The sequence below is a fragment of the Rhodoferax sp. GW821-FHT10B06 genome (genome assembly GCF_059415605.1).
The window spans coordinates 202,848-222,058 of the sequence record NZ_JBWKNO010000001.1; the positions used below are offsets into that span (position 1 = coordinate 202,848).

The 19,211-nt window shown below is 60.8% G+C and carries 16 protein-coding genes; 5 read left to right on the top strand and 11 right to left on the bottom strand.

Annotated features, from left to right (window positions below):
* Positions 1-26 precede the first annotated feature (26 nt).
* Together AC07O2_RS00960 and AC07O2_RS00965 are read right to left on the bottom strand one after the other, a co-directional pair.
* Positions 27-1,349: a lactonase family protein gene (locus tag AC07O2_RS00960; RefSeq protein WP_495073869.1), complete on the bottom strand. Its 1,323-nt coding sequence runs from the start codon at positions 1,347-1,349 to the stop codon at positions 27-29.
* A 71-nt stretch (positions 1,350-1,420) separates the two neighbouring features.
* Complete coding sequence (locus AC07O2_RS00965) at positions 1,421-2,971, bottom strand: ABC transporter substrate-binding protein (RefSeq protein ID WP_495073870.1); 1,551 nt, start codon at positions 2,969-2,971, stop codon at positions 1,421-1,423.
* Between the two features lie 176 nt (positions 2,972-3,147).
* Here AC07O2_RS00965 and AC07O2_RS00970 point away from each other — a divergent pair, with 176 nt between their 5' ends.
* Complete coding sequence (locus AC07O2_RS00970) at positions 3,148-3,534, top strand: RidA family protein (RefSeq protein WP_495073871.1); 387 nt, start codon at positions 3,148-3,150, stop codon at positions 3,532-3,534.
* Between the two features lie 209 nt (positions 3,535-3,743).
* Here AC07O2_RS00970 and AC07O2_RS00975 read toward each other — a convergent pair whose 3' ends face one another.
* Positions 3,744-4,319 (bottom strand): 5-formyltetrahydrofolate cyclo-ligase, encoded by a 576-nt coding sequence (locus tag AC07O2_RS00975; RefSeq protein WP_495074217.1) that lies wholly within the window; start codon positions 4,317-4,319, stop codon positions 3,744-3,746.
* A 36-nt stretch (positions 4,320-4,355) separates the two neighbouring features.
* On the opposite strand from AC07O2_RS00975, the gene AC07O2_RS00980 reads away from it, so the two are divergent.
* From AC07O2_RS00980 to panC, 3 genes are all read left to right on the top strand, one after another.
* A complete protein-coding gene (locus AC07O2_RS00980; RefSeq protein WP_495073872.1) occupies positions 4,356-6,353 on the top strand; it encodes a lytic transglycosylase domain-containing protein in 1,998 nt (665 codons plus the stop codon).
* Positions 6,350-7,231 (top strand): 3-methyl-2-oxobutanoate hydroxymethyltransferase, encoded by an 882-nt coding sequence (panB, locus tag AC07O2_RS00985; protein ID WP_495073873.1) that lies wholly within the window; start codon positions 6,350-6,352, stop codon positions 7,229-7,231. Before AC07O2_RS00980 ends, panB begins: the two co-directional genes overlap by 4 nt.
* An 86-nt stretch (positions 7,232-7,317) precedes the next feature.
* Positions 7,318-8,157 (top strand): pantoate--beta-alanine ligase, encoded by an 840-nt coding sequence (panC, locus tag AC07O2_RS00990; protein ID WP_495073874.1) that lies wholly within the window; start codon positions 7,318-7,320, stop codon positions 8,155-8,157.
* Between the two features lie 90 nt (positions 8,158-8,247).
* Here the strand turns inward: panC and AC07O2_RS00995 are convergent, their stop codons facing one another.
* The 6 genes from AC07O2_RS00995 to AC07O2_RS01020 all read right to left on the bottom strand — a co-directional run bounded on the left by AC07O2_RS00995 (position 8,248) and on the right by AC07O2_RS01020 (position 15,498).
* The gene (locus AC07O2_RS00995; protein WP_495073875.1) at positions 8,248-9,435 is read right to left on the bottom strand and encodes an ABC transporter ATP-binding protein; all 1,188 of its coding nucleotides are present in this window, start codon (positions 9,433-9,435) and stop codon (positions 8,248-8,250) included.
* 24 nt (positions 9,436-9,459) lie between these two features.
* Complete coding sequence (locus AC07O2_RS01000) at positions 9,460-11,085, bottom strand: alpha-glucosidase (protein ID WP_495073876.1); 1,626 nt, start codon at positions 11,083-11,085, stop codon at positions 9,460-9,462.
* 2 nt (positions 11,086-11,087) lie between these two features.
* On the bottom strand, positions 11,088-11,933 hold the full coding sequence (locus AC07O2_RS01005; protein ID WP_495073877.1) for a carbohydrate ABC transporter permease: 846 nt from the start codon (positions 11,931-11,933) through the stop codon (positions 11,088-11,090).
* An 11-nt stretch (positions 11,934-11,944) separates the two neighbouring features.
* Complete coding sequence (locus tag AC07O2_RS01010; protein WP_495073878.1) at positions 11,945-12,883, bottom strand: carbohydrate ABC transporter permease; 939 nt, start codon at positions 12,881-12,883, stop codon at positions 11,945-11,947.
* 78 nt (positions 12,884-12,961) lie between these two features.
* Positions 12,962-14,230 (bottom strand): ABC transporter substrate-binding protein, encoded by a 1,269-nt coding sequence (locus tag AC07O2_RS01015; protein WP_495073879.1) that lies wholly within the window; start codon positions 14,228-14,230, stop codon positions 12,962-12,964.
* Positions 14,231-14,529: 299 nt separating this feature from the next.
* Entirely contained in the window at positions 14,530-15,498 is a 969-nt protein-coding gene (locus AC07O2_RS01020) for a hypothetical protein (protein WP_495073880.1), read from the bottom strand.
* A gap of 514 nt (positions 15,499-16,012) precedes the next feature.
* Here AC07O2_RS01020 and AC07O2_RS01025 point away from each other — a divergent pair.
* A complete protein-coding gene (locus AC07O2_RS01025; RefSeq protein ID WP_495073881.1) occupies positions 16,013-17,032 on the top strand; it encodes a substrate-binding domain-containing protein in 1,020 nt (339 codons plus the stop codon).
* Positions 17,033-17,041: 9 nt separating this feature from the next.
* On the opposite strand, the gene AC07O2_RS01030 is transcribed toward AC07O2_RS01025, so the two are convergent.
* Together AC07O2_RS01030 and AC07O2_RS01035 are read right to left on the bottom strand one after the other, a co-directional pair.
* Positions 17,042-18,307 (bottom strand): multifunctional CCA addition/repair protein, encoded by a 1,266-nt coding sequence (locus AC07O2_RS01030; RefSeq protein WP_495073882.1) that lies wholly within the window; start codon positions 18,305-18,307, stop codon positions 17,042-17,044.
* A 51-nt stretch (positions 18,308-18,358) separates the two neighbouring features.
* Positions 18,359-19,042 carry a glutathione S-transferase family protein gene (locus tag AC07O2_RS01035; protein WP_495073883.1) on the bottom strand — a complete coding sequence of 228 codons (684 nt, stop codon included), beginning with the start codon at positions 19,040-19,042 and terminating at the stop codon, positions 18,359-18,361.
* Between the last annotated feature and the right edge of the window lie 169 nt (positions 19,043-19,211).

Genomic DNA, 19,211 nt, shown 5'->3' on the forward strand with positions numbered 1-19,211 from the left:
GCCCGCTGCGGATATTTTCAAAAAACCTACGCAGAGAACTCTATCGAGGATGCACTGCCCACCGCCACGTACTGGCCGGTGAATTGAATGTCGCCCTTGGTTACTCGGAAGATGGTCACGTTGTCGCCTTGCTTGTTGTGGCACACGTACAAGAACTTGCCGCTCGGGTCGAGGGTACAGCTGCGCGGGTAGTTGCCACGCGTCCACTCTTCACGCACCAGCTTAGGCTCGCCAGCAGCATTGATCTTGAACAGCGAAATCGAGTCGTGCAAGCGGTTCAAGGACACAAAGTGCTGGCCATCGGGCAGCATGCGGATGCCGGACGCATAGCTGGTACCTTTGAAGCCCGGCGGCAAGGCCGAGGTTTCGCTGACCAGGGTCAGCACACCCGTGCCACTGTGGTAGCGCATGAAGGCAATCGTCGATGCCTCTTCGTTCACCAGATACAGCCACTTGCCATTCGGGTGGAAGCAGAAGTGCCGCGCGCCCGAGCTTTCCGACACCGCCACGCTGCTGGGCTGGCTCAGTACGCCGGTGCCGCGGTCGAACTTGTACGAGATCACACGGTCCAGGCCCAGATCGGCCACCAGCACAAAGTTGCCGCCCGGGTCGCTGTGCACCATGTGGGCATGCGGGCCATCGTGGTCGCTGGTGGCAAAGCCCTCATGGGACAGTGCGGCCTTGGGCACCACATCGGCGCCGGGCTTGCACTGCGTGCCGCCGCAGGCATCCACATCCTTGTAGACAGCCACTGGCTTGTCGGTATCAAAGCCGCCATCGGCGCGCAGCGCGATCACGCTGACATCGCCACTCGAGTAGTTGGCGGTGAACAAGAAGCGGCCGTCCGGGTGGACGCTGATGTGCGCCGGGTCCTTGCCGCCGCAAGCGATCTCGGCGACGAACGACAGCGCGCCATTGGCCTCGATGCGGTAGGCCGATACCGAGCCGCCGCTGTCCGCACCGGCCACCGCAGAGAACTCGTTGCCGGCATACAGCATGCGCAGCGACGGATGGCGTGCCAGCGAAGCCGGGTTGCGCAGCTTGCTGCCCGCGTCGCCGGTATTCAATACCGCCGCCGGTGCACCGGCGATGGGCATGAGAGCACCGGTTGCACTGTCCAGCGCGAACTGGTGTACGCCCAGGCCACGGCCTCCGCGCCAGGGCTTGCCGCCATCGGTGTAGGTACCCACATAGGCGTACACCGGGCCAGAGCTAGCGGCTTGCGCGCTCAGCGCGGTCAAACCCAAAGCTCCCAGGCCAGAAACGACGGCCGAGGCTTTGAGAAAGTGTCTGCGGCTGGCAGCTGTGTGGTCATAGTGCAATTCCTGGTCAGTAACACGAGATGGCATGGCATTTCCTGTGAATGGGTGGAAGGGACGGGACGGGGGGCGGAATCAGAACGGCAGCAGGCCGCCCCGGTTTACTTCTTCAGGCCGGTGTTCCAGAAGAACGGCCAAGTAGCGGGTGTGTAGCCCTCCAGCGCTGGCGACTTGGCCGACAGGCTGTTGAACTTGCCCACGTTGATGTAAGGCACTTCGTCGTACACCACCTGCTGCACCTTGCCCCACAGCGCGGCGCGCTTGGCGGGGTTGGTTTCCTGGTTCAGCGCCGACAGCGCGGCCTGCTTGGCGGGCGTGGACCACCAGCCGGGCGCGCCATCGCCGAGTTGCGGCGGCGACAGCATGGGCTCGGGGAACTGGCCGGAATGGGTCACATAGATGTCCCACAGCTTGGAGTCGTTGCGGCGCTGCACCAGGGTGGCCCAGTCCACCACATTCAAGTCCACCTTGAAGCCGGCCTTCTTCAGCTGCTCGGCCATGATCAAGGCCATGTTGTAGTGGAAGTCGTACTGGCGGCTGGTCAGGATGCGGATGGGGTCGCCCTTGTAGCCGGCAGCAGCGGCGGCCGCCTTGGCCTTGGCGGGATTGCGTTCGTTGTAGTGGTCCACACCGGCAGCCGAATAGAACGGTGTGCCTTTGGGGAAATGGTTGCCTTCGGCGGTAAAAAAGCGCGTGTCACCGAAACCGGCAGCCAGCATCTCGCCCTCGCCCAGCGCCACTTGCACGGCCTGACGCACGGCCAGCGGGGCCATCACACCTTCTTTGGTGTTGAACACCAGGTAAGGGAAGCCAAAAGACGGGGTCATGATGGGTATCACCTTGTCGGTAGCTTTTTCCAGGCGCGGCAGGGCTTCGATGGGCAACAGATCGGCAAACTGGAACTGGCCAGACAGCGAACCTTCCACGCGGGTGTTGGCATTCGGCACCGGAATGAATCGCAGCTCTTCGACCACCGCAGTCTTTTTGCCGCCGTAGCCGTTCGGTGCTTCTTTGCGTGCGCTATAGCCGTCAAAACGCGTCAACAGCACGTATTGATCCGGGTGGCGCTCTTTGAACTTGTAAGGGCCGGTACCGACAAATTCCTTCAAGGGCTGGGCAATCGACTCCTTGGCCATGATGGCCGCCATGCCGGATGGCAAAGCCAGCTGCGGCAGCAGCGGTGCGTACGGATTTTTCAGGCTGATGGTAATGGTCAGCGGGCCTTTGGCAGACAGGTCATCGACTTCTTTGGCCAACGCTTTGCCGCGCGGCGAAACTTCCATCCAGCGCTTCAGGCTGGCCACCACGTCGTCTGCAGTCAACGCCCGGCCGTTGTGCAGTTGCACGCCGGCGCGCAGCGTGATGGTGTATTGCTTGCCATCGGCCGATACCTTGGGCATGGCTTCAGCCAGCATAGGCACCACATTCCATTTAGCATCAAAAGTGAACAGCGGCTCGTAGACGTGCTGCATGATGGTGCCGACCAGGTCGGCGCTGCTGGCCATCGGGTCCAGGGTTTGCGGCTCGGCCACCATGGCCAGATTGAGGGCAGACTTGGGTGCCTGTGCGTGCACGGTCCAAGGCAATAAAGCCGCGCCCATGGACAGCAGCAGAACCGTACGGCGGAGCAAGGCGGGGGTGGAGGGCTTCATCGCGAATCCTTTGGATTGAAAGTAATTTTCACAACGCAAAGAATATGCCAAGGAAAATCACCAAAAAATAGGTGAACACCCTTGTTTAATGAAAAATACTTTCACCAAAGAGGTGCAAAAACCGTGCTGCGTGCCAGAATGGGGCCTGAACCAACCCGCCCACAGGAGCCCCCCGCATGCCGCTGATCCATTTAGGCAACCCACCCGTCGCGTCCGACCAGCAACCCCGCCCCTTCTCGCCCGCTGTGCGCGCAGGTGACTTCATCTATGTATCCGGCCAGGTGCCCGCTGATGAAAAAGGCGAAATCGTGGCCGGTGGCATTGAAGCGCAGACCCGCCAGGTGATGAAGAACCTAACGCAAGTACTAGCCTTGGCTGACTGCACGCTAGCCGATGTGTGCAAAACCACGGTGTGGCTGGAAGACGCACGCGATTTCGGCGCCTTCAACCGCGTGTACATGGGCTACTTTGGAGAAAAGAAACCCGCCCGCTCCACCACCGAAGCCCGTTTGATGGTGGACGCCAAGGTGGAAATCGACGTTATTGCCTACAAGCCGGCGTAACTAGAAAAACGCGGTTTTCTTCTCGCAGTAGGGCGAGCACAGCGAAGCCCGTTCCAGAACAACCGCGGAACTGGCTTGGCCAGGCCGCTGGTTGTGCCCCCCCTGCATGTTGCATCGGTTTTACAAACCGATGCAAGGGGGGTTGGCGGCTACATGCGCCTTCGGCTTTTCAAGCCGATGTCGGGACAGTGGGCAAGCCTGGGGGGTGTTCAACCAGCTGGCCAGACGACGCCGTTATCGTTCAGGATCGCATCAAGCGGCACGTCGTGCGGCTCGGGCTCGAATTCATCCAAATACCCCTGGGTAAAGCCCAAACCTACCGTGAAAGGCTTGGGGTCCAGGCTGGCCAGCATGCGGTCATAGAAACCACCACCATAGCCCAGGCGGTAGCCCCCGGCGGCATAGCCAACGCAGGGCACAAACAACAGCGAGGGGAACACCAGCTCAGTGGCCTGGGGCTTGAGAATGCCGTAGGCATCTTCTTCCATGGGGCAGCCCGGGTACCAGGCATGGAAAGTCATGGTCTTGTGCTGCTTGTTGACCACGGGTAGACCAATGCGCTTGAGTTGCGGACCATCCAGCAGTTCACCGTCTTCCTTCCAGCGGTGCAAGGCGGGCAAGGGATCGAACTCGCCCTTGATGGGCCAGTAGGCGCCAATCACGGTGTCGGGCCGGCCCACCAGCCAGATACGCATCACCCTTTGCAGCAAATCGGCACGCTCCAAGCGGTCGGGCATCTCCAGGCGTTGTGCCACCAGCGCCTCGCGCAGGGCTTTTTTGTCCAGTGCCTTGTCGTTCATTGAGTTGTCCATAATCCCCACATGCAAGTTCCAGCCATTTTGACATCGTTCACGCTCGCCCTCGGTATCGTATTCGCAGGCTCGGCCTGTAGCCAACCCAAGTCCGATCCTGTCGCCGACAGCGCCATGGTGGACATCAACCAAGCCTTCAAACGTGGTGACCGCAAGCGCGTAGCTGCCCTGCTGCCCCAGGTGCATGGCCATATCCTGGAGCCCTGGGCCGCCTACTGGGACCAGCGGCTGCGCCTGGACGAAATGACCCCCCTGGACATGCAGAGCTTCAGCAGCCGCTTCCCGGCCAGCTACCAGGAAGACCGCCTGCGCAACGACTGGCTGCTGCTGCTGGGCCAACGCCGAGACTGGACCACGTTTGAAGACGAACACGCGCGCTACCGCATGGTGGACGACCGAGAGGTGCGCTGCTACGCCCTGCTGATCGAGCAGATCAAGCAAGGCGCCGATTCACCGCCCGCCCTGGCGGACGAAGTACGCCGCAACTGGTACGCCCAGCGCGACGCGGACGACGGCTGCACCCAGGCCGCAGGCCAGCTCTACGCCGCCAAGAAATTCAAGGATCTGGACATCTGGCGCAAGGCACGGCTGGCGGTAGAGGCCAACCGCCCGCGCATGGCCGCTAAAGCTGTGGAAATCGTCGCACCCGAATCGCTGCCCCTGCTGAACAGCCTGAACGACAGCCCCGCCAAGTTTCTGACCAGCAAGGTCACCGCCCTGTCACGCACGCGGCGCGAAATCATCATGCTGGCCGTGATCAAGATGGCGATCAACGATGCCGATGCGGCCGCCACGGTACTGGACGCCAAATGGGGTTCGCAGCTCAATGCCGAGGAACGCAACTGGACCTGGGGTGTGATCGGCAAGCAGGCCGCCATGCGCCTGTCACTGGCCGCGCCGGACTACTTCGCCAAGGTCAGCAAAGACAGTGACCTGACCGATGACATGCTGGCCTGGAAGGCCCGCAGCGCTCTGCGCATGGGCCGCTGGAAAGATGTGCTGAACGCCACCGAAGCCATGGGCGACGACGGGCAACAGGACGCCACCTGGGTGTACTGGCGCGCACGCGCACTGCAGGCGTTGGCCAAATCCGACCTGGACCGCGAAGAGCCCAAGCGCCTGTTGCAAAGCATTGCTGGCGTACGCGGCTTCTACGAACAGCTAGCGTTGGAAGAGTTGGGCCAGAAAATCAGCGTACCGCCGCGCCCGGCCAGCACCACGGCAGAGGAACGTGACACGGCCCGCGCCAACCTCGGCCTGCAACGCAGCCTGGCAGCGATCCAGTTGGGCCTGCGCAGCGAAGGCAATCGCGAATGGAACTACACAACCAATCTGCACAGCCCCGGCGGCATGAACGACCGCGAGCTGCTGGCTGCCGCCGAGCTGGCTTGCCAGCGCGAAGTATGGGACCGCTGCATCAACACCAGTGACCGCACCCGGGGCGTGATGGATTTTGACCAACGCTTCCCCATGCCCTTCCGCGATACCGTGGTGCGGCGCAGCCGAGAGATCAACCTGGACCCCGCTTTTGTCTACGGCCTGATACGCCAGGAGTCGCGCTTCGTAATGGATGCGCGTTCCGGCGTAGGCGCCTCCGGCCTGATGCAAGTGATGCCAGCCACCGCCCGCTGGACCGCCAAGAAGATCGGCCTGGCCGGCTTCACCGCCGACCAGCTGAACGACCGCGACACCAATATCACCATCGGCACCGGCTACCTGAAGCTGGTGCTGGACGACTTCACCGGCTCCATGGCCCTGGCCGCGGCAGCCTACAACGCCGGACCGGGCCGGCCCCGCAGCTGGCGCAATGGCCCGGTGCTGGAAGCCGCCATATGGGCCGAGAATGTGCCGTTCACCGAGACCCGCGACTATGTGAAAAAGGTCTTGTCCAACACCACCAACTACGCCGCCATCCTGACAGGCCAGCCCCAGTCGTTGAAGGCCCGCCTGGGTAATATCGGCCCCCTCGACCCGAATACGGTCGAACCCATCAAGGACTTGCCATGAACACCTCCACCGTCGCCGCTGCCTCTCCCTACGGCACCCTGCCCCCGGCCAGCCCGCTGGCGCAGCGCAAGCCCATCAGCCTGCCCCGCCTGGCGGAAATGCACGACCGTGGCGAAAAGATCACCATGCTGACGGCCTATGACGCCACCTTCGCCGCCGTGGCCGATGCCGCCGGCGTGGAATGCCTGCTGGTCGGCGACTCACTGGGCATGGTCTGCCAGGGCCTGCACAACACCGTGGGCGTCAGCCTGGAGACCATGCGTTACCACACCGAAAGCGTGGTGCGCGGCCTGCAACGTACCCAGGCCACCGCCTGGGTGATTGCCGACCTGCCGTTTGGCAGCTACCACGAAAGCCGTGAGCAAGCCCTGCGCAGTGCGGCGGTGCTGATGCAGGCTGGCGCGCACATGGTCAAGCTAGAAGGCGGTGGCTGGACCAGCGACACCGTGCAGTTTCTGGTCGAGCGTGGCATACCCGTCTGCGCCCATCTGGGCCTGACGCCTCAAACCGTGCACGCCTTGGGCGGCTACCGCGTACAGGGCCGGTCCGACGCGGCGGCCAGCACGCTGCGCCTGCACGCCCATGCGCTGCAAGATGCCGGCGCCGCCATGGTGGTACTGGAGATGGTGCCTGCCGCACTGGCGGCCGAGCTGACCACCGAACTCAAGCACTGCGCCACCATCGGCATCGGTGCGGGCAAGGACACGGCCGGCCAGGTGCTGGTGCTGCACGACATGCTGGGTATCAATTTAGGTAAGATGCCGCGCTTTGTACGCAACTTCATGCTGGACAACACCAGCGTGCGCGGCGCGATGGAAGCCTATGTACGCGCCGTGAAAGACGGCAGTTTTCCAGACAACAGCCAGCACGCCTGGTAATAGCTATAAGGCGCAGGCCGGGCGGACCGGACGGGCACCCAGCCCGCCTATCCGCCAGCCATAAGCTCCATTTTTGATTCTTGCCGATGTTCATCGCCCACACCATTGAAGAACTGCGCGCCCACCTGGGCGGCTTCCAGCACCCGGCCTTTGTGCCAACCATGGGCAATCTGCACGAAGGCCACCTGGCCCTGGTGCGCCAGGCCAAGCCCCTGGGCGATGTGACCGTGGCCAGCATCTTCGTGAACCGACTGCAGTTCCTGCCGCACGAAGACTTCGACAGCTACCCGCGCACCTGGGACAAAGACTGCGCCCAGCTGCAGGCTGCGGGCTGTGATGTGCTGTTTGCGCCGAACGAGAAAGAACTCTACCCCGAGCCGCAAAGCTTCAAGGTCCACCCGCCGGCTGAAATTGCCGACCTGCTCGAAGGTCACTTCCGCCCCGGCTTTTTTATTGGCGTATGCACCGTGGTGATGAAGCTGTTCCAGTGCGTTTTTTCCGAGGCCCAGGGCCGGCGCACGGCCGTATTCGGCCAGAAAGACTACCAGCAGTTGCTAGTGATACGCCGCATGGTGCAGCAGTTTGCACTGCCGGTGGAGGTGCTGGGCGGCGGCACCTGCCGCGCTGCGGACGGTCTGGCCCTGTCCTCCCGCAACAGCTACCTGAGCCCAGACGAACGCGCCGAGGCGGTGCAACTATCTGGCGTACTGCGCACCCTGGCTACAGCCCTACGCCAGGGCGGCACAGACATCGCCGGCCTGGAAGCCCAGGCCATGGACACGCTACGCCAGCGCGGCTGGCTGCCCGACTATGTGGTGGCGCGCCGACGCAGCGACCTGCAACGCCCCGTAGCCGACGAACCCCTGGTGGTACTGGCCGCCGCGCGGCTGGGCAGCACCCGGCTGATCGATAACCTGGAAGTCTAAAACCAGTCGCTACAAATAAAATAGCTGCTAGCGCAGGAATTACCTGCGCTAGCAGCTATTTTTATATGAAACCTGCGGGCCTGTTGGTGCTCAGGCGCTGGCACCCGCACGCGAAATGGACACACCGGCGACCATGGGCTGACCCAGGATTTCCGGGTCGGCCGTACGCTTGGCGGCCACGCCCTCCGCGTCGAACAAATGCATGCAGTGCGGCGGAAAGTACAGGTGCACGTGGTTGCCCACGCTGCAGCGGGTCTGGCCGTTTTCACGCACCGTGACCAGCTCGCCACCGGCCAGCCGCACATAGATATAGCTGGCTTCGCCCAGCTGCTCCAGGAATGCCACCAGGCCGGCCACCACGTTGGCGCCACCTTGCGGCACGATCTGCACATGCTCGGGGCGCACGCCCAAGGTCACGGCACTGTTCGCAGCCACGCGCGATGCATCCACCACAGCATGCACATCCACCTCGGCCACCTTGGCAACCGCCTCGGCGCCGGAGGCGTGGCTCAAGCGGGCTTCCACAAAGTTCATCTTCGGGCTGCCGATGAAGCCGGCCACGAACTTGTTGACTGGTCGGTGGTACAGCTCCAGCGGCGCGCCGCATTGGGCCACGCTGCCATCACGCTGCACCGCCTCGCCGGCGTTCAGCAGCACGATCTTGTCGGCCAAAGTCATGGCCTCGACCTGGTCGTGGGTTACGTAGATCATGCTGGCGGTGCCGATGTCCTTGTGCAGCTTGGCGATCTCCAGCCGGGTCTGCACGCGCAGCGAAGCGTCCAGGTTCGACAACGGCTCATCGAACAAGAACACATCCGGCTCGCGCACGATGGCCCGGCCAATCGCCACCCGCTGGCGCTGGCCGCCGGACAACTCTTTGGGTAGTCGCTTGAGCAGCGGGTCCAGCTGCAGGATCTTGGAGGCCTTGCGCACCCGCTGCTCCACCGTAGCGGTGTCGGTCTTGGCCTGCTTCAGGCCGAAAGCCATGTTGTCGTACACGCTCATGTGCGGATACAGCGCATAGCTTTGGAACACCATGGCCACACCGCGGCGCGAGGGCGGGGTTTCGTTCATGCGCTGGCCCTTGATGCTGAGCTCGCCGCTGGTAATGTCCTCCAAGCCGGCGACCATGCGCAGCAATGTGGATTTGCCACAACCCGAAGGGCCAACAAACACCACGAACTCGCCGCGCTCAATATCCAGGTCTACTTTGCGGATGGTGTCTGGCACGCTGCTGCTGTAGCGCTTGTGCACGTCACGGAAGCGGATTTCTGACATGGTTGTCTCCTACTTATTTCTGAATTAAAGCGTCGCGAACAGCACGCCATACGGTGGCAACACCAAGTCTTGGCCGTCCTGGCGGCCGGATGGCAAGCCAGACGGCGTCTCCACCTTGCGTACTTGCAGGCCTGCGGGCAAGGCATAGCGCACGGCATTTGTCCCCATATTGAAAGCACACAGCAATGCAGCATCACCACTGCGACGCACAAAAGCCAGCACGGCATCGTGCTCCGCCAGCAGCTCGATGCTGCCGGTGCGCAGCACCTCAAAACCACGGCGCCAGGCCAGCATGGCCTTGTAGAAATGGAACAGCGAATCCGGGTCCGCCATCTGGCTGCGCGCCGCCAGCGGCAGGTGCTCGGGCCACATCGGCAGCCAGGTTTTGGCTGCCGTGCTGAAGCCGGCATGGGCTGCATTAACGTCCCAGGCCATGGGCGTACGGCAACCATCGCGCCCCACGAATTCGGGCCACATGGCAATGCCATACGGGTCCTGCAAATCTTCCACGGCCAGGGTCGCCTCCGTCAGACCCAGCTCGTCGCCCTGGTAGATACAGGGCGAGCCACGCAGGCTGAGCTGCATGGCAAACACCAGGCGTTGCCAAGCATGGTTGTCGCCCGGTTGCTTCCACCGGCTGGCCACACGCACGCAGTCGTGGTTGGACAGTGCCCAACACGCCCAGCCGTCTTGGTTGACGGCCTCCAGGTTACGCAACACGGAGTGCACAAAGCGGGCATCGCAGCGCGGGCCCAGCAGGTCAAACGCATAGGCGGTGTGCAGCTTGTCGCCACCGCTGGTGTATTCCGCAATACGGGCGGCAGCATCGTCATCGCCGATTTCACCCACGGTCATCAGATTCGGGTACTGGTCCAGCAGCTTGCGGATGCGGCGCAGAAAATCCAGGTTCTCCGGCTGGCTCTTGTCATACAAATGGCGCTGCCAGCCATAGGGGTTGACCTTGTTCACGGAGGGATCGTCCGTAGGCATGCCGCGTGCCGGGTTGTCGCGCAGCTGCGCGTCGTGCACGCAGAAGTTGACAGCGTCCAGGCGGAAACCATCCACGCCCCGGTCCAGCCAGAACTGCATATTGTCAAGAGACGCTTGCTGCACTTCCGGGTTGTGGAAGTTCAAGTCAGGCTGGCTGGTGAGGAAGTTGTGCATGTAGTACTGGCAGCGGCGGGTGTCCCACTGCCAGGCGCTGCCGCCAAAGATGGACAGCCAGTTGTTCGGCGGTGTGCCGTCTTCCTTGGGGTCGGCCCAGACGAACCAGTCGGCGCGCGGGTTGTCGCGGCTGGAGCGCGACTCCACAAACCAGGGGTGCTGGTCGGAGCAGTGGCTGAGCACCTGGTCGATCAGCACCTTGATGCCCAAAGCATGGGCCTTGGCCACCACGGCATCGAAGTCGGCCAGCGTGCCGAAAATGCCATCCACCTGGCGGTAGTCCGAAATGTCGTAGCCAAAGTCCTTCATCGGACTTTGGAAAAACGGCGACAGCCAGATTGCATCCACACCCAGCTCGGCCAAGTAGGGCAGGCGTTGCACCACGCCGGTCAGGTCGCCAATACCGTCGCCATTGCTATCTTGAAAACTACGCGGGTAGATCTGGTAGATCACCCCGCCACGCCACCACCCATTTGCCTGCGCCATGCTCAGCCTTTCACTGCGCCAGAGGTCAAACCACCCACAATCTTGCGCTGGAATATCAGCACCAGGGCAATCAACGGCAAGGTCACCAGCACCGAGGCCGCCATGATCTTGCCCCACGGAATTTCATATTTGTCGGCACCGCTGATGAGGGAAATGGATACCGGCACGGTGCGGTCGTTGTTGTTCAGGACGAATGTCAGGGCGAACATGAACTCGTTCCAGGCGGCAATGAAAGCCAACAGCCCGGTGGTCACCAGAGCCGGCCACATCACCGGCAAGAACACCTTGACGATGATGCCCCAAGGGGTGCAGCCGTCCATGATGGCGGCCTCCTCCAGCTCCTTGGGCAGGTCGCGCACAAAGGTGGTCAGCACCCACACGGTGAACGGCAGCGTGAACACCATGTACGGCAGGGTCAGGCCCCACCAGTGGTTGTATAGACCGAAAGCCTGCATCAGTTCGAACATGCCCGACAGCACCGCCACCTGCGGGAACATGGACACGGCCAGCACGGTCAATAGCAGCAGGCCGCGACCGCGGAACTGGATGCGGCCCAGCGCGTAAGCCGCCGTCACGCCCAGGAACAACGAGGCGATGACCACCATGGTCGATACCGCCACCGAGTTCAGGATGTGGCGCCCAAAGGGGTGCTCTGCCACCGTAAACATGGCGATGTAGTTCTTCAGCGAAGGTGCGGCAGGCCATAGCGAACTGCTGAACAGCTCGGTACCCGACTTCAATGAAGTGACGATGGCGTAATAAAACGGGAACAGGCAAAACAGCGAGATGATCGCCACCAGGGCGTACAGGCCGATGGAGCCCAGTATTTTTTGAAAAGTGTGGTTCATGCTGGATCTCCTTATTTCTTGCCACCCAGGTCTACCCGGGACAGCTTGAGGTACAGCAGAGTGCACACCGCAATGATGAGAAACAACACAGTGGAAGCGGCCGAGCCATAGCCCACATAGTTGTTATCCACGATTTCACGCCGCACAAAGCCCGACATGCTGATGGTGTCCACACTGTTGGAGGTCATCACATAGATGATGTCGAACACCCGCAACGCATCCAGCAAACGGAAGATTACAGCGACCATCAGAGCCGGCCAGATCAGCGGCAGGGTGACCTTGAAGAACACCCGTATCGGGTGGATACCGTCCACATGGGCGGCTTCATAACAATCGGTTGGCAGCATCTGCAGCGCCGCCAAGGTCAGCAGGGCCATGAAGGGTGTGGTCTTCCACACGTCGACCAGCATGACCGACCACAGCGCGTAGTCGGGATCAGCGGTCCAGGCGATGTTGTGATCGATGATGCCCGCCCCCTTGAGCATGGCATTCATGACACCAAACTGGTCGTGCATGATCCAGGCCCACATCTTGGCCGACACAATGGTAGGTATGGCCCAAGGCACTAGCACGGCCGCTCGCACAAAGGAGCGGCCCTTGAAATTCGCGTTCAGCACCAGCGCAAAGATGATGCCCAGTATGGTTTCAATAACCACCGAAACTATCGAGAACTTGAAGGTATTGCGAATGGCCATACCCCAGTCGGTGTTCCAGAAACCCTCTACCGCTTCCAGATTAAACACGCCGTATTTACCGAAATAGTTCTGCAAACCCACCATGTTGTAAGAGGACTCGCCAATGTTCTCCAGCGTAGCATCTGTGAAGCTGAACCAGATCGTGCGGCCCAGCGGCCAGCCCGCCACCAGCAATAGCACCAGCAAGGTTGGCGCCAGAAATATCCAGGCACTGCGTGTGCGCTCGCGGGTAAGTTCGGATGTTTTTTTGCGCATGGCGACTCCTGGGATCGATGTGCTGAACGGGCTGCCACGCTGTTTAGCCTGGCAGCCCCTGGGCTCAACAGTAAAGGCTTACCACTTAGGACCGCGGCGAATCGAATCCAGCTTGCCCTCGAGCTTTTTCACACTGTCTTCACCCGTGGATTTGCCCGACAGCACTTCGTGCGTGGCATTCCAGAACGCTGCGGAGACTTCGTTGTACTTGGCACCCGTGACCGTGGCCGGACGAGGAACGGCCCCAACAAAAGTGTCATACAGGTCGCCGAAGAACGGGTTGGCGGCCAACACTTCCTTGTCCTTGTACAACGAGGCAATGGTGGGGTTGTAAGAACCACGGATGGCACGATCCTTCTGCACAGCCTCACTGGTCAGGTACATCACAAAATCAGCCGCTTCTTTGGGATTCTTGGAGTATTTGCTCACCGCCAGCTGCCAACCACCCAGGGTTGCAGCCGTCTTTCCTCCATCACCCTTGGGTAGAGCAACAACTCCGACCTTGCCCTTGACCGGGCTGTCTGCCCCCTGGCTGAGCGACCAGGCATACGGCCAGTTACGCATGTACACCGCATTGCCTTTTTGGAACACGCCGCGCGCGTCTTCTTCCGCATAGTTCAATACACCCTTGGGTGCAATGGTGCCGATCCAGCCGGCTGCCGTGTTCAAGGCCTTGGCTGCAGCAGGATTGTTGATGGTGATCTTGCCGGTGCTGTCCACAATATTGCCACCACCGAAGCTGGACACCCATTCGACCGCATCACAGGTCAAACCTTCATAAGCCTTGGCTTGGAAAACAAAACCTTGCATGTCCGCATTGCCCGCCTTGCGCTCTCCGTCCATGACTTTCTGGGCGGAGGCAGTCAACTCGGCCCAGGTGGTGGGAGCCTTTTCGCCGTACTTGGACAGCAAGTCTTTGCGGTAATAAAGAACGCCCGCATCGGTAAACCACGGCATGGCCAGCAACTTGCCGCCCACGGTGTTGTTGGCCACGATGGCCGGGAAATGGGCCTTTTCAGCACCATTGGTGTACGACGTCAGATCCAGCAAATGGTCTTTCAGAAGACCAGGCCACACAACGTCCACGTTGATCACATCCACCTCGGTCGATTTGGCGGCGAACATTTGGCGGAACAAACCCAGGATGTCGCTGGTGGACTGAGGAATGCTCAGATGCTTCACCGTATTGCCCGTTTTGCTGGCCCACTCATCGCCGGCCTTCTTGCAGAACTCGTAATCCTGCCCCACAGAGCCGCAGGAAATGGTGAGCGTGACTCCGGCGGCATGCGCGCCCAAAGCACCGATGCTGAGCAGCACAGCGGCCGCAGTTTTTGTAATTGCTGTCATGTAGTCTCCTGGTTTATTCGAGGTCCACCTGCACAAGTCTGGAGCTGCTAGGCCCCGTTCGCAGGCTTTTGGGTCGCCGGTGAAAGCCAGTGCAGTATAAATTCAAAGCGCTTTGAAAAGAATACTGGGTTTACCCGGGGAGGCCCTGAAAAGCCCTCAGGTCGGCATACGACAAGCTCCAAATCCAAGAAACAAAAAAGCCCACAACAGGCAGAAAGACCGTTGTGGGCATGAAGTGGTTTGCCACTCTCTAACCCGCGAAAGAGAGTATTGGCTCGATGCAGCTACTGCTGCATGGATTAGAAGTCGTAGTGCACGCGCAGAGCGAAACCGGACGAATCCCTGGTGGTGTTGGAGCCGCTGCCTTTGGAGAAGGACACTGCGGGAGTGATCGTCGCGCCCTTCACGTCAAAGAATGGAATGGCGTATGCAGCCCAGAAGGTCGAGACCTTGTAGTCTTCACCAGCCGTCTTGGTGTTGCCTTGCACAGTCGCCAGGGTCAGACCACCGAAACCGACCATCACAGCAAAGGTGTTTTGCTTGAAGTCTTGGTCGTTCTTGGCAGAGGCGAAGTTGGCGGTCAGCACGACATCGCCGAAGTTGTAGTCACCCGTCAAGCCAAAGCCGGTGGTGCGCTTGGCCAGGCCGGTGTGGTACTGGATGCCTTCCAGGCCAGCTGCCACATGCAGAGGACCATTCGCGTAGCTCAACACTGGACGGATACCGTTGGCTTGGCCCGTGCCCTTGCTGGACACGCCGCTGACTTCCAGCGACAGACCGCCGCCCAGTTGCACGGTGCCGGCTGCGTGGAACACGCCAGCGCCATAGGCAGCAAGATTGCTATCGTTAGGCACCACGTTCACGCCACCTTGACGGCCGCGCAGCACGTTAGCTTGGTAAGGAGCATTACCCGCGTATTCGACCAGCACGTCGCCAGGGGTTTGGAACAGGTTAGCGGCTTCGAAGCGGCCCAACTTGACGTCAGCCACATCGCTACCCATTTGCGCCCACATGTCATCCACACCAGCAGTGCCGTCTGGATGGGCCAAATAGGTAGCACGACCGGCGATGAAGTATTTAGAACCCATCTTCTTGCTGGCGTTCAATTCCACACGGCCGGACTGGGATGCACCACGTGCCAAGTTTTCAACCTTGCTATCCAACTCGATGTTGGCATCGAAGTCAGCAGCTGCGAAAGCGGAAGCGGAAACCATCGCGATGGCGGCGACAGCGGTTGCCCGGAAGGCAAATTTCATGGACTGGCTCAAAGGAATCTCCTGTAGTAATTTAAGTTTTGTGCAGGTTTTGCGCTCTCTACGGGGGCCTTCATTTCCCCCAAGACTCTGAAGAGGACCGCAAACCTGGCTGCATTCTTTGTGGGCTCCGTTTTCTCAGTGATAAGCAATTACCCTCGAAGAAGTTACAAATTGGTTACCAAAACAGCGATTTCGAAGCTTTATTTGTAGGACTTTTAAAGCCCGCAACCTCCGTCCACAACCCCCCTTTGCTTTTCTTGTTTTTCCCAATGAAAACCGTACTTTTAAGACGAGCATCCCGCGTGGTTTACACAAGGTTCACAAATACAAAAAATTAGCAAAAAAATTAGTTCATTCATGGAACTAATCGCACGACACCCGAATCGTCTTTATGTTGCAAAATTGCGACATAAACGATGCCAGAGTAGACATGCGTCAGCATTGGTGCACACATTCCTCCGTCCATCGATGGGCTACCATTGCCGCGCCACCCCTACGCCCCACACTTACACGCTATTGCAAAGAGATGTCACTGAAACGGATTGCCGAAGAACTCGGCTTGTCGCTGACCACGGTCAGTCGCGCGCTGAACGGCTACCCCGAGGTGGCGGCAACAACGCGCCGCGAGGTCATGGAGGCCGCCGCGCGCCTGCATTACCGGCCTGACGCGCGCGCCAGAGGTCTGGCCCTGGGTCGGGCCGATGCAGTAGGCATCGTGTTCCCCATCACCACCGGCGACCTGGGTGACCAACAGTTTTTGCAGGTTGCCTCGTCGATGGGCAGCCGTTTTGCCCAGGCAAGCATGGACCTGCTGATCGTGTCAGCCTCGGCAGACGATGAGTTGGCGGCGTATGAGCGCGCCATCACCGGCCGGCATATCGGGGTATTTGTAGTACCACGCACACGGGTGGCGGATCGCCGCCTGCAGCTGCTGCAAAGCCGCAATGTTCCGTTCGTGGCCTACGGCCGCAGCAGCACCTTGACCGAGCCCTACGCCTGGTTCGACTTTGACAATCTGGCCGGTGCGCGCATGGCCGCAGAACGCCTGTTGAGTTTGGGCCACCGGCGTATAGGTTATATCGGTGCGTATCCCGAATACAACTTTGCAGACCAGCGATTTAATGGATTTTGCGGTGCCTTGAAAGCAGAAAACGTCACAATCGCCGCCGATGCAGTGCAGCGCGTGGCCTTGGACCGCCGCTCAGGCTATGCCGCGATGCAGAACCTGCTGGCCCTGCCGAACCGCCCTACCGCCGTGTTGGTAGACAACAACCTGGCGGGCATTGGCGCTGTCCATGCAGCCATGCACTCCGGGCTGATGCTGGGACGTGACTTGTCCATCATTGTCTATGACGGCGTAGGCCCAGATTCGGTAGTGCGCGCCCGTGTGACAGCAGTCATGCAGCCCACCCCCGAAGCCACCGGCGTCACGCTGGCGGAAATGACACTGGCGCGCATGCGCAACGCCCCCTTGGATACGCTGCAAAAATTGTGCATGCCCGAGTTGGAAATTGGCGACAGCGACGGACCGCCCGTACTGCCGTAGACCCTGTTCTCAATCCGCCTTGGCCACGGCCCGCAAAGCCAGCACGCGGGCGGCATGCACCAATTCCCCTATGGCTTTGCCTTCGATGCCGCGCGCCTGAGCCTCGCGGGCAATGGCGTCCGTGGCAACCGATTGGGCAGCCTGCAGCACCTCCAGCCAGTAGCCGCGCTGGGCATAGGCCTGCTCTTCCAGCCCCAGGCGCCCGCGGGCATCGCATTCACAGGCCCATAAAGCGTCCATGAAGCGCTGTGGCTTGCGCAAAGCATCGCAACGCTCCAGCAAGCGCAGCAGCGCCGCGGCGCCAAACTCCTGGCCACGGTGGATATTGCCATGCTCACGCGCCACTAAATCACCCAGATCCCGGCAATCGGTCGGCACGCGTAAACGTTGGCATAGGCCCTTGAGCAATTGGGCGCTGCGGGCCTCATGTCCGATATGACGAGGTAAAATATCGGGCGGTGTAGTCGCCTTGCCCAGATCATGGACCAGGCAGGCAAAGCGCACAGGCAAAGGCGCTTGCAGGCGGGCCGCCATATCCAGCACCATCATCACGTGGACACCGGTATCCACTTCCGGGTGGTAGTCCGCACGCTGAGGGACACCCCACAGGGCGTGCACTTCAGGCAGCAGGCGTGCCAGGGCACCGCAGTCGCGCAGTACCTCGAACATGCGGGAAGGCCGCTCCTCCATCAAGCCGCGCGCCAGCTCTTGCCAGACACGCTCGGGCACCAAAGCATCCACCTCGCCGGCCGCCACCATTTCGCACATCAAGGCCTGGGTCTCTGGGGCCACATGGAAATCGGCAAAGCGGGCCGCAAAACGGGCCACACGCAGTATGCGCACGGGATCTTCACGGAAGGCATCTGTGACATGGCGCAGCACCTTGTCGCGCAGGTCGCGCTGGCCACCATAGGGGTCCACCAAGGCCTGGGGATTTAGATCAAAACTGCCGCTAGCGCTTATATTTCCTGCGGGAGCAGCTATTGAATTAATAGTAAGGTCGCGCCGCGCCAAGTCCTGCTCCAGGGTGACGTCAGGCGCCGCATGCACGGCAAAACCCCGGTAGCCGGGTGCGGTCTTGCGCTCGGTGCGGGCCAAGGCGTATTCCTCATGGGTGCGGGGGTGCAGGAACACCGGGAAGTCCTTGCCCACCGCGAGATAGCCCTGGGCCAACAGGGCTTCGGGACTCGCCCCCACCACCACCCAGTCCCGGTCTCCACCTTGGCGCCCCAACAAGGCGTCGCGTACCGCACCGCCGACAAGAAAAATATCCATTGTTGGAGTTTATCCAGAGTGCAGCGCAGCAGCCGGCGTCACGCCCGCGCGCTAGCGGGCCACCCGGTAGGGCTCTTCGAAGTCCAGAAAGTCCTGCTCGGCCCGCGCATCGGCCACCCAGGCCTGCACGCCTGGCAAGGCACTCACATGCTCGATATAGGCCTGAATCACCGGCGGCACGGGCAGGGCATAGGTCACCAGACGCATACACACCGGGGCGAAATACGCGTCCGCAATGCTGAACGTGCCAAACAACATGGGGCCGCCATGCGCCTCCAGCAAAGCGCTCCACATGGAGACCAAGCGCTCCACATCGGCGCGCACACCGGCCTGGTCACGCCAGATCAATTGCCCGACCTCGGGCAAAGAAGCCTCGATGTTCATGGGGCAGTGGCTGCGCAGAGCGGTAAAGCCCGAATGCATCTCGGCACATACGCTGCGGGCACGGGCGCGGTCCTGGGGGCTTTGCGGCCACAAGGCTTTTTCAGGGAACTGTTCGGCTAAGGTTTCGGCAATCGCCAAGGTATCCCAGACGGCCAGATCGCCCTCGACCAACACCGGCACCTTGCCCACCGGATTCACCTTGGCCATGGTCGCCTTGAACTGCGACTCCGCCGCAAATGAATCAAATCGGACCTTGATTTCCTCAAACGGGATGCCGGCCTGCCTCAACAGCACCCACGGACGCATGGACCAAGACGAATAGTTTTTATTGCCGATATAAAGCTTGCGCATGGAATCCCTCTTAAAACAACACTGAATAAATGCACCCACCCGTAGACTCCATTCTCAAATACAGCCCTGGGCACAAAGAATGACAGCCTACCCGAAGTTCAGATGTTTATTGATGCAAAGAATCCATGCGATTGATGCCGGACTATAGTTTCAGCCCCCCAATGCAAAA